The organism is Lutimonas vermicola, from assembly GCF_038433205.1.
GTDB lineage: Bacteria > Bacteroidota > Bacteroidia > Flavobacteriales > Flavobacteriaceae > Lutimonas > Lutimonas vermicola.
Window position 1 is genome coordinate 996,069 of record NZ_JBCDNA010000001.1, and the last position, 17,200, is coordinate 1,013,268.

General features: G+C 39.6%; 16 protein-coding genes and 1 riboswitch. Of the genes, 12 read left to right on the top strand and 4 right to left on the bottom strand.

The features are described from left to right. Positions 1–5: 5 nt before the first annotated feature. From AABB81_RS04470 to AABB81_RS04480, 3 genes are read left to right on the top strand one after another with little or no spacing between them, the layout of a single operon-like run. Positions 6–935 (top strand): YihY/virulence factor BrkB family protein, encoded by a 930-nt coding sequence (locus AABB81_RS04470; RefSeq protein ID WP_342158909.1) that lies wholly within the window; start codon positions 6–8, stop codon positions 933–935. Then, on the top strand, positions 932–1,363 hold the full coding sequence (locus AABB81_RS04475; protein WP_342158911.1) for a DUF2147 domain-containing protein: 432 nt from the start codon (positions 932–934) through the stop codon (positions 1,361–1,363). The genes AABB81_RS04470 and AABB81_RS04475 overlap by 4 nt, the downstream gene beginning before the upstream one ends. Then, positions 1,360–1,797, top strand: coding sequence for a DUF2147 domain-containing protein (locus tag AABB81_RS04480; protein WP_342158913.1), 438 nt, complete (start codon positions 1,360–1,362; stop codon positions 1,795–1,797). The genes AABB81_RS04475 and AABB81_RS04480 overlap by 4 nt, the downstream gene beginning before the upstream one ends. A gap of 49 nt (positions 1,798–1,846) precedes the next feature. Here AABB81_RS04480 and AABB81_RS04485 read toward each other — a convergent pair whose 3' ends face one another. From AABB81_RS04485 to AABB81_RS04495, 3 genes are read right to left on the bottom strand one after another with little or no spacing between them, the layout of a single operon-like run. Then, positions 1,847–2,278, bottom strand: coding sequence for a hypothetical protein (locus AABB81_RS04485; RefSeq protein ID WP_342158914.1), 432 nt, complete (start codon positions 2,276–2,278; stop codon positions 1,847–1,849). 28 nt (positions 2,279–2,306) lie between these two features. After that, positions 2,307–3,365, bottom strand: coding sequence for a DUF5074 domain-containing protein (locus AABB81_RS04490; RefSeq protein WP_342158915.1), 1,059 nt, complete (start codon positions 3,363–3,365; stop codon positions 2,307–2,309). Positions 3,366–3,372: 7 nt separating this feature from the next. Further along, positions 3,373–5,193, bottom strand: coding sequence for a TonB-dependent receptor plug domain-containing protein (locus tag AABB81_RS04495; RefSeq protein WP_342158916.1), 1,821 nt, complete (start codon positions 5,191–5,193; stop codon positions 3,373–3,375). Positions 5,194–5,220: 27 nt separating this feature from the next. After that, positions 5,221–5,420: riboswitch (cobalamin riboswitch) on the bottom strand. Between the two features lie 103 nt (positions 5,421–5,523). Here AABB81_RS04495 and AABB81_RS04500 point away from each other — a divergent pair. The 7 genes from AABB81_RS04500 to AABB81_RS04530 all read left to right on the top strand — a co-directional run bounded on the left by AABB81_RS04500 (position 5,524) and on the right by AABB81_RS04530 (position 11,882). Beyond that, complete coding sequence (locus tag AABB81_RS04500) at positions 5,524–6,672, top strand: ABC transporter substrate-binding protein (RefSeq protein WP_342158917.1); 1,149 nt, start codon at positions 5,524–5,526, stop codon at positions 6,670–6,672. A gap of 54 nt (positions 6,673–6,726) precedes the next feature. Further along, entirely contained in the window at positions 6,727–7,758 is a 1,032-nt protein-coding gene (locus tag AABB81_RS04505) for a FecCD family ABC transporter permease (RefSeq protein WP_342158918.1), read from the top strand. An 8-nt stretch (positions 7,759–7,766) separates the two neighbouring features. Further along, a complete protein-coding gene (locus AABB81_RS04510; protein ID WP_342158919.1) occupies positions 7,767–8,558 on the top strand; it encodes an ABC transporter ATP-binding protein in 792 nt (263 codons plus the stop codon). A gap of 40 nt (positions 8,559–8,598) precedes the next feature. Continuing rightward, complete coding sequence (locus AABB81_RS04515) at positions 8,599–9,615, top strand: M28 family metallopeptidase (protein WP_342158921.1); 1,017 nt, start codon at positions 8,599–8,601, stop codon at positions 9,613–9,615. 7 nt (positions 9,616–9,622) lie between these two features. Next, a complete protein-coding gene (locus AABB81_RS04520) occupies positions 9,623–10,705 on the top strand; it encodes an exonuclease domain-containing protein (protein ID WP_342158922.1) in 1,083 nt (360 codons plus the stop codon). A 122-nt stretch (positions 10,706–10,827) separates the two neighbouring features. Then, positions 10,828–11,061, top strand: coding sequence for a hypothetical protein (locus tag AABB81_RS04525; RefSeq protein ID WP_342158924.1), 234 nt, complete (start codon positions 10,828–10,830; stop codon positions 11,059–11,061). Continuing rightward, a complete protein-coding gene (locus tag AABB81_RS04530; protein ID WP_342158926.1) occupies positions 11,058–11,882 on the top strand; it encodes an ion transporter in 825 nt (274 codons plus the stop codon). The genes AABB81_RS04525 and AABB81_RS04530 overlap by 4 nt, the downstream gene beginning before the upstream one ends. 4 nt (positions 11,883–11,886) lie before the next feature. Here the strand turns inward: AABB81_RS04530 and AABB81_RS04535 are convergent, their stop codons facing one another. After that, entirely contained in the window at positions 11,887–14,400 is a 2,514-nt protein-coding gene (locus AABB81_RS04535; protein ID WP_342158928.1) for a hypothetical protein, read from the bottom strand. A gap of 130 nt (positions 14,401–14,530) precedes the next feature. Here AABB81_RS04535 and miaA point away from each other — a divergent pair, with 130 nt between their 5' ends. Both miaA and AABB81_RS04545 read left to right on the top strand, forming a co-directional pair. Beyond that, positions 14,531–15,436, top strand: coding sequence for a tRNA (adenosine(37)-N6)-dimethylallyltransferase MiaA (gene miaA, locus AABB81_RS04540; protein ID WP_342158930.1), 906 nt, complete (start codon positions 14,531–14,533; stop codon positions 15,434–15,436). A 117-nt stretch (positions 15,437–15,553) separates the two neighbouring features. Next, positions 15,554–17,197 (top strand): AMP-binding protein, encoded by a 1,644-nt coding sequence (locus AABB81_RS04545; RefSeq protein WP_342158931.1) that lies wholly within the window; start codon positions 15,554–15,556, stop codon positions 17,195–17,197. Positions 17,198–17,200: the final 3 nt, after the last annotated feature.

The following is a 17,200-nucleotide window of genomic DNA, read 5'->3' on the forward strand; positions in this document are numbered from 1 at the left end:
AAATTATGAGTAGCAGGAAAGAATCCATACATATTCCTATAGTCGACTGGCTCTTTAAACTGCTTCATAAGATTAAGATTCCCGGATTTGAGGGAATGAATCTCTATGACCTGCTGGAAATGTATATTTCAGGTATTGTAAAAGGTGCCTTAACTTCGAGAGCCGGAAGTATTGCTTTTAGCTTTTTTATCGCTCTGTTCCCGTTTGCCTTAGTGCTTCTTACCCTAATTCCCTTTGTTCCTATTGAAGGGTTTCAGGATGATTTTATAGCTATTATATTCAAGATGTTACCTTCAAAGGAGGCCAGTGATGCAGTATCTCTCGTATTAAATGATATTGCCAATAATAAATATGGAGAATTACTTTCGTTTGGTTTTATTTTGGCCATTTTTTTGATGACCAATGGTGTTAATGCCGTCTTAAGTGGTTTTGAATATACCTTTCATGAAATTCAAACCCGCACGGTTATACGTCAATATTTGGTCTCTCTGGTAATATCACTTGTCCTTGCTTTTTTATTGCTGATCACTGTTGCTGTCATTATTCTTATTGAATTTTTTATAAACTCGCTCAATGAGCAGGGTGTAGTAAGTGATACCAATTTTTGGCTGAGCTCTCTGCAATTCATTGTCATGACCGGGATGCTGTTTGTATCTATCTCGCTCCTCTACTATTTTGGAACCAGGGAAGGCAGAAAAAGCTCCTTCTTTTCAGCCGGAACCATACTTACCATTATTTTATTTCTTATAAATTTTAAGATTTTTCAGGTCTATCTGGAAAAATTTTCTCAGTATAATCAGCTTTACGGGTCAATTGGAACAGTTTTGATCATCATGCTTTTTATTTGGTTAAATTCCATTATATTGCTTCTCGGGTTTGAATTAAACGCAAGTTTGTTAAAACTTCATGAACAACATTCAGAGGAAAACCAATGAAACGGACAGTATTTGTATTGATGCTTTTGACCTTTATTCCTTATTTGATAAAGGCCCAGGATGTTATGGGGAAATGGCATAGCATTGACCCAGACACGGGCTTGAAAGAATCAGTGATAGAAGTTTATAAAAAGGAAGATAAGCTCTATGGGAAGATCATTGAAATTTTAAAAGAAGAAGATAAGGACAAGACCTGTATCGAATGTACGGGAAAAGATAAAAACCAACCCATTGAGGGCTTGGTAATTATGAGAGGACTAAGTAAAGATGGTGATGAATGGAATGGGGGGCAGATTCTGGACCCTAAAAACGGGAAGCTTTATAAGTGCTATGTCACTTTGGAGGGCATTAATAAACTAAAACTTAGAGGATATGTCGGGATTTCTTTGATTGGCCGAACTGAATACTGGTATCGAATGCAAGAATGAAAAAATATATATGCTTCTTTTTTACCTTAGCCTGCCTGTTGCAAATACATGCAGTGAAGGCACAATCAGTTATAGGAAAATGGAAGACCTATAATATTTTCGATAAAAATCGCGAAGAAGCCATTGTAGAAATCTATCTTGACAAAGATGGGCTTTATGTGAAAATCATTGATATACTGCCCCCTGAACATAAAAATGATCTTTGTAAAAAATGTTCCGGTTCACTTAAAGACAAACCTATCCTGGGAATGATCATCCTCAGGGCTGCAAAGTTTCAAGATAACGTATGGCAAGGGGCTAAAATATTAAATGCAAAAAACGGAAAAGAATATGGTTGCCACATTTCAATTGAGGCTCCTGACCTGCTAAGGGTAAGAGGATTTATAGGGTATCCCATATTCGGTAAAACGCTGTACTGGACAAGGATAGAATAAACAGATTTTCGATAAAAGACTTTGATGTAATCCAGACTTCGGAGACCTCTTAACGAATCACGTATCGGACATTAAGGCCGAAAATTCCATAAACGAAATCCATTTTTTCAAGCACGACAACCGCGGGTCGATAATCAAGGCTTATGGATAAAGGTGTTTTGGGAAAACTATATTCGATACCCAATTCTCCCATAACACCCAGTTTAAATTCGCTTGCGAACAATGTTGTTAGCCCTACCCCGGCATAATAATGCAGATCAGGGCTCCTAAAAATGGACTCAACAGCAAAATCGTACAAAACGTCCAGTCCGACATTGTCTCCAAATGACACAGAAGCATGAATTCTTTTAGCGCTGATTGGAATGGTGGCGTCCAGGCCTATATTATTGCCATACATGTCTCCAAACCTAATCCCTATTTCCTGAGCACTCAGCTGATGGCTAAAAAAAATAACACAACAAATCAATAATATTCTTCGCATCGGTTTAATATAAAATAATGCGGCTAATTTAAGGAAATACTACCTGCCCCGGAACAATACCTGTTGTAATAGTTTGCAATAAATCTCCCGAAATAAGATTGAACACTTTTAATGTGCCTTCACTTGAAAAATCTCCGGCATCTGTTGCAAATAATTCTCCGTCTTTGACATTCATGGTATAGAATTGTCCTCCAAGACCTTCTATGGCGTTAGTGGGAAGCTCAACTTCATTCGTATTCATTCCATACACATTGCCGTCTAGAGCGAAATACAAATTTCCTTTATCAGTATTTAATAAAGACGGGTGCTCCGTACTGGCAAATTCCTTGATTTCCAGCCTGTAACTTGTTGGGTCTATCTTGTACAGCGAACCTGGAGTTTCGCTCCCGGTCCATGCGGGAATTCCACCACAAAGTACCCAAACCGCTCCGTTACTGTCGGCAACTATTGAGTTTGGCACGTCACCGGTGGTGAGCGCGGTATCGATACTATTGTCTGCGATATTTATAACCACAACCTTATTATTGCTTCCATAGCCTCCCTGCAAACAAACAAAAAGTTTTTGACCGTCTATCAGCATCCTCTCAGGCCCCTCTCCTACAGGAATTTTTTCAAGAATGGCATTGGTCTGCAAATCAATAACGGTAATAAAGTCATCTTCTGTGTTAAAAGGATCTCCCCAGTTACTTATAAAACCCTTGCCAGAATCAGCGACAAAAAATCTCGGGTTTATAATGTTTTCACCCAGGATTACGGCCTCCTTTTTCATCGTAAACCGATTTACAACAACGATCTTATTTGAGTTATTTACAACGATATAAGCCTTGTCATCAGATATATACATAGAGTTTACAATATTACCCAGGTCTTCTCCATTAACTGTTTTATATACATTCTGACTCACCGCCCCGTTATCGCCAACAAATGATATGGTACCACTTCCGTTTTGGAAAGGGCCTTCGTTGCTCACAAAATAACCATTCTCGTAATCGCCTAATGGCTGTTTAGGTTCTTGGTTATCATCCGAACAGGAAATGAGGAAAGTTGCTAAAAAAGCAATGGCACACACTAAATTTGATTTTTTCATTTTGGATTTATATTTTAAAATTAAATTGTAATACATAGTTTCTGCCCGGCATTGGGCGAAATGCAACCGATTGATAGTTTACATTGAAGAGGTTGTTGACTTTAACATTGAGCGTAACTATATCCTTGCAAAAGCTCCTGTTCAATGAAATATCTGACAACAAATAATCGTCAAGGCTTTCGGAGTTACTGGTTGTAGTAAAGACTTTGCCTACATATTGAAGGTTGTAATTGAAACCCCATTTTTTCCATGAATAATCAAGAACTCCTCCCGCCCTGTGTTTTGGTACATAAATTAGTTGCTTGTTTGAGTTATCATCGGTAGCCAGGGTATAGTCGTAGTTTGCTCTGAGAACTATAAAATGCATTCCTATCACACAATTGTATGATGCCATAAATTCAAGGCCCTGATTAAAAGCTTTGTCGATATTAACAGGTTGCCAGAAATCTTGTGTAACGGGCCTCCATTGAATCAAATCCTTACTTTTAATAACATACCACCCTGCGCCAATACGAAGGTTTTTTAGTTGATAATCGAGTCCAATCTCCCCTGAGGAACTGAATTCTGCCTTTAATTCAGGGTTCCCCCCGGGCTCCCAATAAAGATCGTTAAAAGTCGGCAATCTGTAATTTGTTGAATATGCCCCTCTAAGTGATAAAGATGTAGTGAACAAATACCTGGCGTCCAGCGAATAGATCACCGGTATGTCATAAGCAGAAGATGCCCCTGCCCTTATACTCAGGTTGTATGTAAACTTCCTCCATGGTTCATGGTGCATCAATGCGTATCCCGTAAAATCATCTTGAGAAACTTCATTGATGTTATTGCCATTACCTCTGGCATTCTCGAACTCCACTCCTGCCCTAAAGAACATATCATTCTTTAAAAAATAAGTGAAGTCATATTTTCCTATCAAACGATCACTCGAACCTATCGATTCATTGGCAGATATGTTTTTATCGAACAGGTATTGAAAGTCTTCATGAAGCAAAGCAACTTTTAAAGATGAGGTATATCTGCTGCCCAAATACGTCCAGCCCAACAGGAAACGCCGGTCATTATTTTTAAGCTTGGCGCTGCTTTCTGAGGTCAGTGTTCTCGAAAGCTCCCTGTCATTATCAAAAATACTGGTATTGAAGCGGAGAGAATGCAATTCGTTTATTTTATAGCCCAAGGTTGCATTAAGGTTATAATTGACATAAGCTCCGTTGTCATTCTCCAGGGATGTATTGAGATAGGGATAATCATTTTTCGAAGCCTGTACTCCTCCTGAAATTTTCGCATAGAACCTGTCAGATCCCCAAATGCCCGTCAATTGGGTAAAATAAGTATCAAAACTGGCCAGCCCCAACAAGACCCCGGCTTGCTGAACATTATTAAAATTCACCTCATCCTTCAGGTTGATCGCACCACCTACAGAACCATTTCCAAACAAAACACTTCCTCCACCCTTTCGAACTTCCAACTGATCAAAACTATTAGCCTGCAACGTATTGAAATCCGTTTGTCCGTTTAAGGCCGAATTGATGCCTATGCCATTCCAATAAACACCTGTTTGGGAAGCGCTGGTACCTCTCAGGGAAATGGAAGAAACCATCCCGTTTCCGTTCTGCTTAAAGTAAAAATTAGCTTGTTTTTGCAGTAGTGTGCCCAGGCTTTCAAAATTATTCTTTAAAATCGAATCAGGAATAACACGAACCTCGTAGCCACTGTTCAGAACCGGTGAAAAGTTTCCGCGCAATATGATCTCATCAAGCTTATTGATACTGTCATTCTGGGCATGCAAGGACCCAAACGCGATAATAAATAATAGAAGTAATCGTTTCATGCCAATAGTTTTTCTTCCGAAAACATTGCTGTTCTAGAGACTCTGGCAGGTTTCCTGGCTTGCGTCCTGTTGTTGGCCTTCCCTTCACCATCGAAAGTGGCCTTTAATTTTTAACAACAAGCGCTGAAAATACAGCTAAGCTTACAGTTGCGGAGACAGCTCTCGGATTTCACGAGATTCCCGTTTTTTTATCCCGCCATAGCGGGACCAAATTCCATGGCAAATGTAGTCGGTTTTAGACTAGTAAAAAAATATATTACTGGCTATTATTGGAAAAAATTGTAAACTTGCCATTGCAAAGTAAGCTCTAAAATCAATCAACAGCGATCTATGAAAAAATGTAAAATACCACTCGGTTTACTGACTCTCGTGATGCCTTTCCTGTTGATTATTTCCTGTGAAAATCCTAAAAAAGAAATTAAAACCGGTTCTGAAGATAAGTATATTGATACTTCAATTAAATATGCTAATGGTTTTGATATACAGTATTTTAATGGCTATAGAAAACTAATAATTAAATCACCTTACCCGGATGCTGAGCAGTATCAGGAATTTATTTTAATTTCGGACAAAAGCAAAGATGTTGAAGGGGAAAATAAAATCTATACCCCTGTAAAAAAAGTAGTGGCTACTTCAACAACTCATATTCCCATGATAGATATTCTCAATGAAACGAATAGCCTGATAGGCTTTCCGAATACTGATTATATCTCTTCTCAAAAAACAAGGGAACGGGTTGAGCAAGGCAAGGTGACTGACCTTGGAAATGAACAGGATTTCAATACAGAAGTTCTTATCAGCTTACAGCCCGATGTAATGATCGCTTTCTCCATGGGAAAATCAAACAAACTCTACAATAATATTGAAAAGAACGGGATTCCAGTGGTGTTCAATGGTGACTGGCTCGAAGCTTCTCCGCTTGGGCGCGCTGAATGGATCAAGTTCTTTGGAGCACTTTTTGACAGGGAAAGAGAAGCTGACAGCATTTTTAAAAGCATAGAATCTCAATATCTCGAGGCAAAAAAACTGGCCCAGAATTCAAAAACAAAACCAAAGATCATGTCGGGAGTACTTTATAAAGACAAATGGAACCTTCCGGCTGGAGAAAGCTTTACGGCCCAGCTTTACAGGGATGCAAACACCGAATATATCTGGGATGACACAAAAGGGCAAGGAAGCCTGGTGCTCAGTTTTGAAACTGTTTATGAGAAAGCTCAATTAGCCGAGCTCTGGATAGGCTCAGGCTATTACACAACAATGGAGGAACTAAAGGGCGCCAATGCGCATTACAGTCAATTCAAAGCCTTTAAAGACGGAGAGGTTTATTCCTTTTCAAAAAGAAGGAGCAGTAACGGAGGTGTTGAATATTTTGAATTGGGACCACTGCAGCCTCATATTGTCTTAAAAGACCTGATCAAGGTGGCACATCCCGAGATTTTACCAAATTACAGAGCCTATTTTCTTCAAAAACTGGATTAACCGATTTTAAATGGCCTAAATATTTTAACTTTAGACAAATTCCAAGATTCTACATTGAGCCCCAATACTTCATATAAAATAAGCCTTTTAGTGCTCACTTTGCTGCTGATACTGCTGTTTATTGTTAATGTTAGCCTCGGGTCTGTCGATATTCCAGTAAAAGACGTTTTTAAAAGCCTCATTGGAGGTGATAGCCTCAAGGACAGCTGGAATTATATCATAGTGCATTACAGGTTGCCAAAAGCGATTACTGCCGTTTTAGTCGGGTCGGGTTTATCGATAAGCGGCTTGCTCATGCAAACCCTGTTTCGGAATCCGTTGGCAGGTCCTTATGTTTTAGGTATCAGTTCGGGGGCCAGCCTGGGTGTGGCCTTACTTATTCTTGGATCGTCAATTGTCGGAGGAAGTTTTACCTTGCTTGCTCAATCTCAGTTATTTATCAGTGTTGCTGCCAGCAGCGGTGCTTTCTTGGTTTTATTCGCAGTGATGGTCGTTTCAAAACAGGTTAAAAATACCATGAGTATATTGATCATTGGATTGATGTTTAGCAGCCTTACCTCTGCCGTTATAAGTGTTCTGGCCTATTTTAGCAGTGCTGAAAACCTTCAGCAATATCTCTTTTGGGGATTTGGAAGTCTGGGAAATTTAACATGGCCGGAAGTACTTATTTTTACCTGTGTTTATTTTATGGCAGCCCTGCTGATTTTGCCTGTAATCAAGCCGTTGAACAGCCTTCTCCTGGGCGAAAATTATGCCAAAAGCATCGGTATAAACACAAAACGAACTAAGAACCTTGTGTTGATTGCAACAAGTTTACTCACAGGGGTCATTACCGCCTTTGCAGGCCCAATCGCATTTATTGGCCTTGCAGCACCGCACATGACCAAATTGATACTCAATACCTCCAACCATAAACTCATCATGCCTGCTGCCGCACTGTTAGGTGCTAATATTATGCTGATCAGTGATACCGTGGCACAATTACCAAATAGCGAGTTTACCCTGCCAATCAATGCTATTACAACGATGTTTGGTGCTCCTATTGTCATTTGGCTGTTGTTGAGAAAAAAGAAAATGGTATTATAAAAAAAAGGATGTCAGAAAGTGGAGCACATAAAGTTTTAACAACGAAGGACCTTAGCATTGGTTATGGCTCTAAGAAAGAGATCAAGGTCATTGCAAAACATATGGATCTCACCCTGAACAAGGGCGAATTGGTTTGCCTGGTTGGAAAAAACGGAATTGGAAAATCCACTTTACTGCGGACCCTGAGTAAAATGCAGCCCAGGCTTGACGGGAATATCTTTCTTGAAGATAAAAGTATCGATCTGTTTTCAAGAAACGAACTGGCCAAAATAATAAGCCTTGTACTTACAGAAAGAATTCCTTCAAGCAACCTCACAGTCTATGAACTTATTGCTTTAGGACGGCAGCCCTATACCAACTGGATCGGAAAACTTCTTGAAGAAGATCTAAAACAAATCAAAGAGGCCATGTCTCAGTCTCATTTGACAGAACTTATGCATGAAAGATGCGACAAGCTGAGTGACGGACAATTGCAAAGAGCCATGATCTGCAGGGCCCTGGCACAAAACACCGATTTAATTATTCTCGATGAGCCCACGGCACACCTGGATGTGCAGCATAAAATGGAGACTTTTAAACTTTTGAAAAAAATCGCACATGAATTAAACCGGGCCATTTTGATATCGACACATGAAATTCAGCTTGCGACCCAAATAGCCGATGAATTGTGGCTTATGACCGAGGAAAAAATTATTACCGGATCGCCATCGGCACTAATAGAATCAGACCAAATCAACTTGCTGTTTGACAGTGATTCCATGAGCTTTGACAAAGAATCTAAACAATTTATCATGAAATAGGCAAAATATATTTCTATTTTTGCGTTTTCAATTTCCCAATATGAGAAACATACTTTTAATTTTTTTGGCATTCACCATTCTTGCTTGTGGCTCCGGCAAAACAGACGGAAGCACTAAAGAAAGCGACAAGATCAAATATGCTGAGCAAATCAAAACTGAAGACCTCAAGGAGCATCTGTTCCTGCTTTCATCCGACATTCTTGAAGGAAGAAAAACCGGCGATAAAAAGCAAAAATTAGCAGTAAATTACTTTACGGCCTATTATGAGCACCTAGGCTTGCTGGCTCCGGATGAATATCCTGAATATACCCAGATGATTCCAAAGGAATATTTTGAAAACCGGTCAGAAGGGCCTTCCCCGAACGTTCTTGCCTTTATAGAGGGAAGCAAGTTTCCGAACGAAGTGGTCATCATCTCGGCTCATTACGATCATTTGGGCATGAAAGGGGACGAAGTTTATAATGGAGCAGATGACAATGCATCCGGCAGTTCGGCCGTCATGGAACTGGCCCAGTCTTTTCAATTGGCTAAAAAACAAGGAAACGGCCCCAAAAGGTCAATTCTTTTTATTCATTTTACCGGTGAAGAAATTGGCCTTTTCGGATCAAAATATTATACAGAAAATCCTGTTTTTTCGCTTGACAGCACTATAGTGGACCTTAACATTGACATGCTTGGAAGAATCGATGACAAATACAAAGGTAAAAAAGATTATGTTTACCTCATAGGCTCTAACCGACTGAGTGCAGACTTACATGATTTATCAGAAAATACCAATAAAAAATATACAAACCTGAAACTGGATTATACCTATAATAACGTAAATGATCCAAATAATTATTACGAAAGATCCGACCACTACAACTTTGCAAAGAACAATATACCGGTCATTTTCTATTTTAACGGCTCTCACGAAGATTACCACAGGATTACTGACACACCTGATAAAATTAACTTTGATATCCTCGCCCTGAGAACCCGTTTTGTATTTTATACCGCCTGGGAAATTGCAAACAGAGAGGAAAGACTGGAACTTAACGCTGACAAAATAGAATAAACACCATATGAATTTTGCAATAATAGATGTTGAAACCACAGGTGGTAAGTTCAATGAAGAAGGAATTACCGAGATAGCCATTCATAAATTTGACGGGGTGGATATCGTTGATTCCTTTATCAGCCTGATCAACCCTGAAAGAGATATTCAGCCGTTTGTTGTAAACCTTACCGGCATTAATTCGAAAATGCTTAAGAATGCCCCCAAATTTTACGAGGTGGCCAAAAGAATTCTCGAGATTACAGAAGGATGTGTCATGGTTGCCCATAATGCGAGTTTTGATTACCGTGTGGTAAGAAATGAATTTGCACGTCTTGGATTCCAATTCGACATACCAACACTGTGTTCTGTGGAACTCAGTAAAACATTGCTTCCGGACCTCGAATCTTACAGCCTGGGAAAATTGTGCAGGACCATAGGAATTCCGGTGAGCGACAGGCACAGAGCAAATGGAGATGCTTTGGCAACATTGAAATTGTTTGAAATTCTCTTGCAAAAGGACAAGGACAAATTAATCGTCAAAAACACCATCAAAATTGGCAACGAGAGAGATCTCTCCGAAAAGCTTTTAACCATACTCGATACCTTGCCGGTACAGTCGGGCTTATTCTATTTCCACAGGTATAATGGTGATATTATTTATGTGGGTAAAGGGAAAAATATTCAAAAGTTGGTGAATCAGGTTTTTTTGAGAACTTCCAGCCAAACCAGAACCTTGCTCAAGGAAATGGACTCGGTTTCCTTTGAACTCACGGGCAGTGAATTAATGGCCCAAATAAAATTTGAAGAGGCTATTTCCAGGCACAGACCCAAACACAATAAAAATAAAAAGCAATCTGTTGAGTCGGTAATGTTTAATCATGAAAACATGATCCTTGTAGACAAGGGACGGAATGCTGGCGAAAAATCGGTCATCCTGATCGAAAATAATCAATTTCAAGGTTATGCCTATGCTGAACTAAGGCATCAGTTCAACAACCTGACTGTTCTTAAAAGTTTGATCAGCGGCACCGAAATTCACCCGGTACATAACATGATCATCAAAAAATATCTTTCGGGAAACAAGGTTGAAAAAATTATTCGGTTTTAATCAAATTTCATTGATTTTTATCATAATCTCAGCAGTGCAATATCGTTAGATTTGAAATCATCCCTTAATTATTAAAGCTGTGAAAAAGATAGTAACTATTGTAATGGTCTTGTTCATCCATTATGGCCAAAGTCAAATCGTTACCTGAGCCTGTTTATATAAAGCTTCCCGAAAATGGAGGGTCATTTGTGGCCAGCTTTGCAGAAAAAGACAATAAAATATTGATTTATTCCACTTTAAAGATTAATTACCCCGTTTATAGTGTGGAAAAATATAAGCTTCTGAAGGAAATGTTTAAAGGAATTATTAAAACTAACAATAGTTTAATATCTTTAGAAAAAACTTCCGGTTCTTGAAAAATGATCCTAAAATAAATTCTTGGAAAGCAAAATGGCATGAAATAATTTATGAGGCTGATACTCGTGGGGGAAAAATATTTGATCTCATTCTTATTGTTGCGATCATATTCAGTATTATTCTTGTCATGCTTGAAAGCGTCAAAGAACTGGACGCCAAGTACCATGATTTTTTTAATATTTCAGAATGGGTAATTACCATCTTTTTCACGATTGAATATATTTTAAGGATAATTACCGTCAAGAAACCCTGGCAATATATCTTTAGCTTTTACGGAATTATAGATTTACTCTCAACAATTCCAAAATACCTTTCATTATTCATTGGCGGGGCCCATGCTATGGTTGCTTTAAGGGCCTTGAGGTTGCTGCGGATTTTTAGAATCTTAAAACTTGGCAGATTTGTGGGTGCCACTGATAACCTGAGCAAGGCGTTAAAGGCAAGCAGGTTTAGGATCTTTGTATTTATTTCGGCAGTATTGATCCTTTGTGTGATCATAGGAACGATGATGTACCTCATTGAAGGTGATCCGAGCGGCTTTACCAGTATTCCAAGAAGCATCTATTGGGCGATTGTAACCTTAACCACTGTGGGCTATGGTGATATTGCACCTCAAACCGCCTTTGGGCAGCTCCTGGCGAGTCTGGTCATGATTCTTGGATATGGAATTATAGCGATTCCCACAGGTATCGTTGGAGCAGAAATGGCCAAAGAAAAAGGGCATAAAATTCACCTAAACACTAACTCCTGCCCTAATTGTTCAGCTGGCAACCATCGTGATGATGCCAGAAATTGTTATAAATGCGGCGAAAAACTTTAGTGATTTATTGTTTATACACTTTCTTCCGGAACCTGCTTTGATCTTCATGTATGACATCCAGCAGAAGCACCTGCCCCTTCTTTGTACTTGATTCTGTTATTTCAAAAATGTTGCTCCGCGGGTGAGACTCGTAGACCATTCTGCCAAGGATATCGTATAGCCGAACCATATCAATCGTTTTGGAAGAATTTATCGTAAAGATATCCCCGTGGTTATAAACAAGAAGTTTGTCTGTTTTCTTTGAAGAATCAACTAAAAGGTCAGCTTGTTTTTCGAAGGACAAGGTAAATCTGTCTTTAAAATTTCCTTTCACTGACTGATAAAAAACATAGGGAGCTGATTGAAGGTTATGGCTTAGCCCCAATGCTTTGTCGAATAAAATAAGGTTAACATCTCTTAAAACACCCTCTGTTTGCGCAATGGAAATACTGAATTCCCTGTTTGCCACTTGAGTATCAAACCCCAGCGTTATTTCTTTATTCGAATGAAAAGGACCAAGGCCCTGGATCGCTGTTTTTTTATCTTCAACAACCGAGTAAAAACTGATCTTATTTGATCCTTGAAACTTTATGGCATCGTATCCGGGATCAATCCTTTCTGAGGCTCCTTCAATAAAACCTATTAATAATTGGTTGAAACCTCCCCTGTCTGTGGTTAAATTAAGCCAGACTCTATCCTTTTCGTTCTCGGTTTTCCAGTTTTTCTCAGAACTGTTTTTAAAAAACTGGTCGTTGGAATCTCTTAGCCGCATGGAATTGTTAAAAACCACCTGACCTTTTGCCACGGCCCTGATAAAAAAACCTTGTGACGACCCTATATTCTTGGTTGGAGCAGGGCCGCTTCCAACGCCCGTTCCACCTGTATAGTTGTAGGTTGCGTAATCATCGAAAGAGAAATCCCCTGTTGATTCCGAAACCGGGGTTGCATGGGTCCATAAGTAAACTGTCGGATCTATCGTATTTAAATTCGCATCAAAAAAACGTTCAATATCTATGGCAGAGGGATAAGGGTTGCCAATCATATTGTAGTCATTGTTGGGATCAGTGTCCTCATGCTGATGTACTTTTGTAAAGATCAAACCATTGTTCGGCTTACCTGTAAAACTGATTTCATGGACCCCAATGCTTCCTTGAACTCCCTCGGCTGCATACCCAAGCCCCGAAGTCATGTTACCGCCGGCAGGTACCCAGACTGACCAAAAATCAGGATCAGCAGGATCTGTGACATTGGTTCTTTCCTGATCGAAGTAGAAAATCCGGCTTTGATTTACATTCTTAAATACCTCAGCAATTTTGGCCTCAATCACCGGGGAGGACCAATAGGTAAAATCATAGGTGTTGTTTCTGTATGTTGATTTTTCTGCTTTGGTGATTGTACCGAATATTGCTGCTGTATCGTCATACATCACCAAAGATTCTGTATCTCCGATTCGAACACTGCCATTGACCGTAAGATCTCCATATACCACGACTGAGTTCTTATTGCCCTGGTCATAATCAAGGCTACCGTTGACGATCAGGTCACAGGCTTCGATGTTACCGGTGCTTCCCGAAAAATCCTCTTCAAGGATCACTGTTCGCGTCCGGTCAGGCAGGGCATTGTCAGTCCAAACAGCATCCTTCCAAACAATGGGGCCTTTTTGATAGGTCCCCAGGAATAAATTTTGTCGCTGAACAGATGCATCCACTTCCGAAAGGCTCAGGCTGATCCAATCTTCGGGATCAAATGCTGTGTGAGCTGATTCACTTGCGCAGCCCCCCTTACTGAAAGAAATGCCTTTTCCCCAGGCTTCTCCTTGTTTTCCAATGATTTCTATCCTGTCTTTAAAACAATTTTTTCCTTTAGAATGAGATATGATAATAATTTCATCCCCTTCGAGCCTGAATTTGCTGTACACCCTTACTTCCCCCCCTTGCATCATTTCTATATTAATGGCATTTGATTTTCGGGGAGCAGCGCCAAGATCATCATCAGGGCCGTACATGGCCAGTATAAATGGCTTTTCCGTGGTTGGCTGTGCCGAGAGGTTTTTAATTTCTATAAAATCGTCATCAACACCCTCATAGTATTGAGAGATCATAATACCAGAATAGGCAATCTCCCCGGCAGCAGTTCCCTCAAGCTTATAAGAAAAGATTCTTGTTGCCCTTCCCTGCTTTACGGTTACTGTTAAGACTGTCGATTTGATTCCTGTGGAAGTTGGCTCAAAATATATATCAAGCCCTACAGATGAATTCTTTTTAATTATTTTGACCTTACTTCCAATAGCGAATTGATCCGAACTTAATCTGATGTCATGAATAATCACATCCCTGTCATCAGGGTTATACATGGAAAAGAGCTGTGAAGCTGACCCATTCACCGGAGTATCAGAGAACAAAGTCCCATCGGAAACCTGAGGAGTATTCGTGCCATCTCCCGGGATTGGGACTTGATTTCCATAAACTATTATTTCTTGGGCCTGAACCACGTTCATTACGAGGATCAAACCAAAGAGCAGGACCAGGTTTTTTAACATAGCAATGCGTTTTGAGCCGAATTCATTACTGTTAAACGATTTTTATCCTCTTTTATTTCAAAGTTACAGGACTTATTAATCGATTAAAATCAGGCTGTTTGAATACGGAAAATTAATTACTTTTGACTCAATGGAACAGAACAAACTGATCACAATCATCGGCCCGACAGCCATCGGCAAGACTTCTCTGAGTATTGACCTTGCGACACACTATAAAACAGAAGTCTTATCCTGTGATTCCCGTCAGTTTTACAAAGAGATGCAAATTGGAACTGCTGTTCCTTCAAATGAAGAATTATCGGCTGTAAAACATCACTTTATCCAAAACAGGTCAATATTTGAAGAATACAGTGTCGGAGCATTTGAAAGGGACGCGGTAGAACTCCTGAACAGACTCTTCAAAGAACGCAGCATCATGATGATGACCGGAGGGAGCGGACTTTACGTGGATGCCGTTATCAAGGGGTTGGATGATTTTCCGGAAGTCAATCCTGAAATTCGAAAAGATCTAAAGGTCATATTGCACAATGAAGGTATTACAAGGCTTCAAATGAAGCTTAAAGAAATCGATCCTGTATCTTTCGGAAAAATTGACATTCACAATAAACAGCGACTGATCAGGGCATTAGAAATAAGTATAGGCACGGATAAACCCTATTCACACTATTTGGGCTTACAAACTAAAAAGCGCAGTTTTGATGCTGTCAAAATTGGCCTTCAGGCCGATCGGGAGGTGATATATGATCGAATTAACAGACGCGTTGACCTTATGATGCAGCAAGGGCTTCTGGAAGAGTCCCGAAGTCTTTACGAACACAGGGATCTTAATGCACTTCAAACCGTTGGCTATAAAGAACTGTTTGCCTATTTTGACAATTTGTACAGCTTGGAAGAAGCAGTTAATGAGATCAAAAAAAACACAAGAAGGTTCGCCAAAAGGCAAGGCACCTGGTTTAGACGGGATCCAGAGATTACATGGTTCGACTATAAAACGGATCTCGATGAAATCTTGAGTTTTATAGATAGTCAACGCTAAAAATGATCGTTTAGAGCAGGACAATACTGTTCGCTGACTTGTATTCAGAAGAATTTTCATCATCACATTTTTGTTTTTTTTCTTAAATTGTGCCAAATAAGTATTTTAAAATGACATATGAAAAAATTTAACTCTCCTCTGGAAGCCTTTCTTTACTGGGAGAAATCCAGCCCTGACCAGATTTTTTTACAGCAGTTTCACGAAGGAAAGGCTCAAGCTTTAACCTTTAAACAAAGCGGACAGGAGATTAGAAGAATAGCCCGGGCCATTAAGAAAAAAAACTTAGCGCCAAATAGCAAGATTGCGCTATTGTCAAAAAATTGTAAGCATTGGGTGATGGCTGATCTTGCCATCATGATGAGTGGATATATTTCTGTGCCAATATACCCGACACTCGTTGCTGAATCAATTAAACCAATAATTGAACATAGTGAATCTAATTTATTGATTATTGGTAAATTAGATGATTATGAATCGCAAAAGGATGCTTTTCGAAACATTCCAAAAATCAGTGTGGAACAATATGGTATTTACGAAAATGAGACCTGGGAGTCGTTGCTGAAGAGCAATGAACCACTACAGGAAATAAGCCTTCCTGATCCTCAGAATTTGATCACAATCATATATACTTCCGGAACCACCGGAATCCCCAAGGGGGTCATGCATAGCCACAGAAATTTTTCGAACGCAACTTTCAACATAAGTATGACACTTTCGTTGCCAGAGCACCCCCGTTACTTTTCTTACCTTCCGCTTTCTCACATTGCAGAAAGGATCGGTTTGGAGATGGGAGCAATTAGTCAGGGTGGTACGCTTACATTCGCTGAATCCTTAGACACTTTTGCATCAAATTTGGAAGCTACCCAGCCCGATTTGTTTTTTGCAGTCCCAAGGATTTATGCCAAGTTCCAGGAAAAGATCCTTGAAGGCGTTTCGCAAAAAAAGTTGAATGTCATACTGAACATTCCATTTCTCAATACACTGTTTAAGAAAAAGTTGAAAGTAAAACTTGGGCTTTCCAGAGCAAAGTATATTGCTTCGGGTGCAGCTCCCCTTTCGGTTAATATCATGAAGTGGTATAAAAAAATCGGGATTGAAATTATTCAGGCCTATGGCATGACTGAAGATTGTATCATTTCACATTGTAACCTTCCGGGATTCAATAAAATTGGTACAGTTGGTAAGTTCACTTATGGTGCTACGGCCAAATTGTCTGAAATTGGAGAAATATGTGTAAAGAACGATTGCTTGTTGTTGGGTTATTATAAAAACCCCAAAGAGACGGCGGAGGTTTTTGACAAAGATGGCTATTTAAAAACAGGAGACATTGGAGAATACGATCATGACGGATTTCTTACAATCACCGGAAGAGCAAAAGATCAGTTCAAAACCGACAAGGGTAAATATATTTCACCGGCCCCTATCGAACTGGCTGTTTCTAAAAACACCGACATAGGACAGGTTTGTATTGTTGGCATGGGAATTCCACAACCCATAATGCTCGTCGTACCTTCAGTTACAGGTAAAAATAAGTCAAAAACAGAGCTTAATGAAAGTTTACTTAAATCAATACTTGAGATAAATCCAACCTTGGATAAACACGAGAAAATAGAAAAGGCTGTAGTTATGAAGGAAGATTGGACAGTTGAAAACGGCTTGATGACGCCAACGTTTAAGATCAAAAGAAGTCAGGTTGAAAAGATCCACATGCCGATGTACAGGTCATGGTTTGATGCAGAAGGAAGGATCCTGTATGAATAAGCC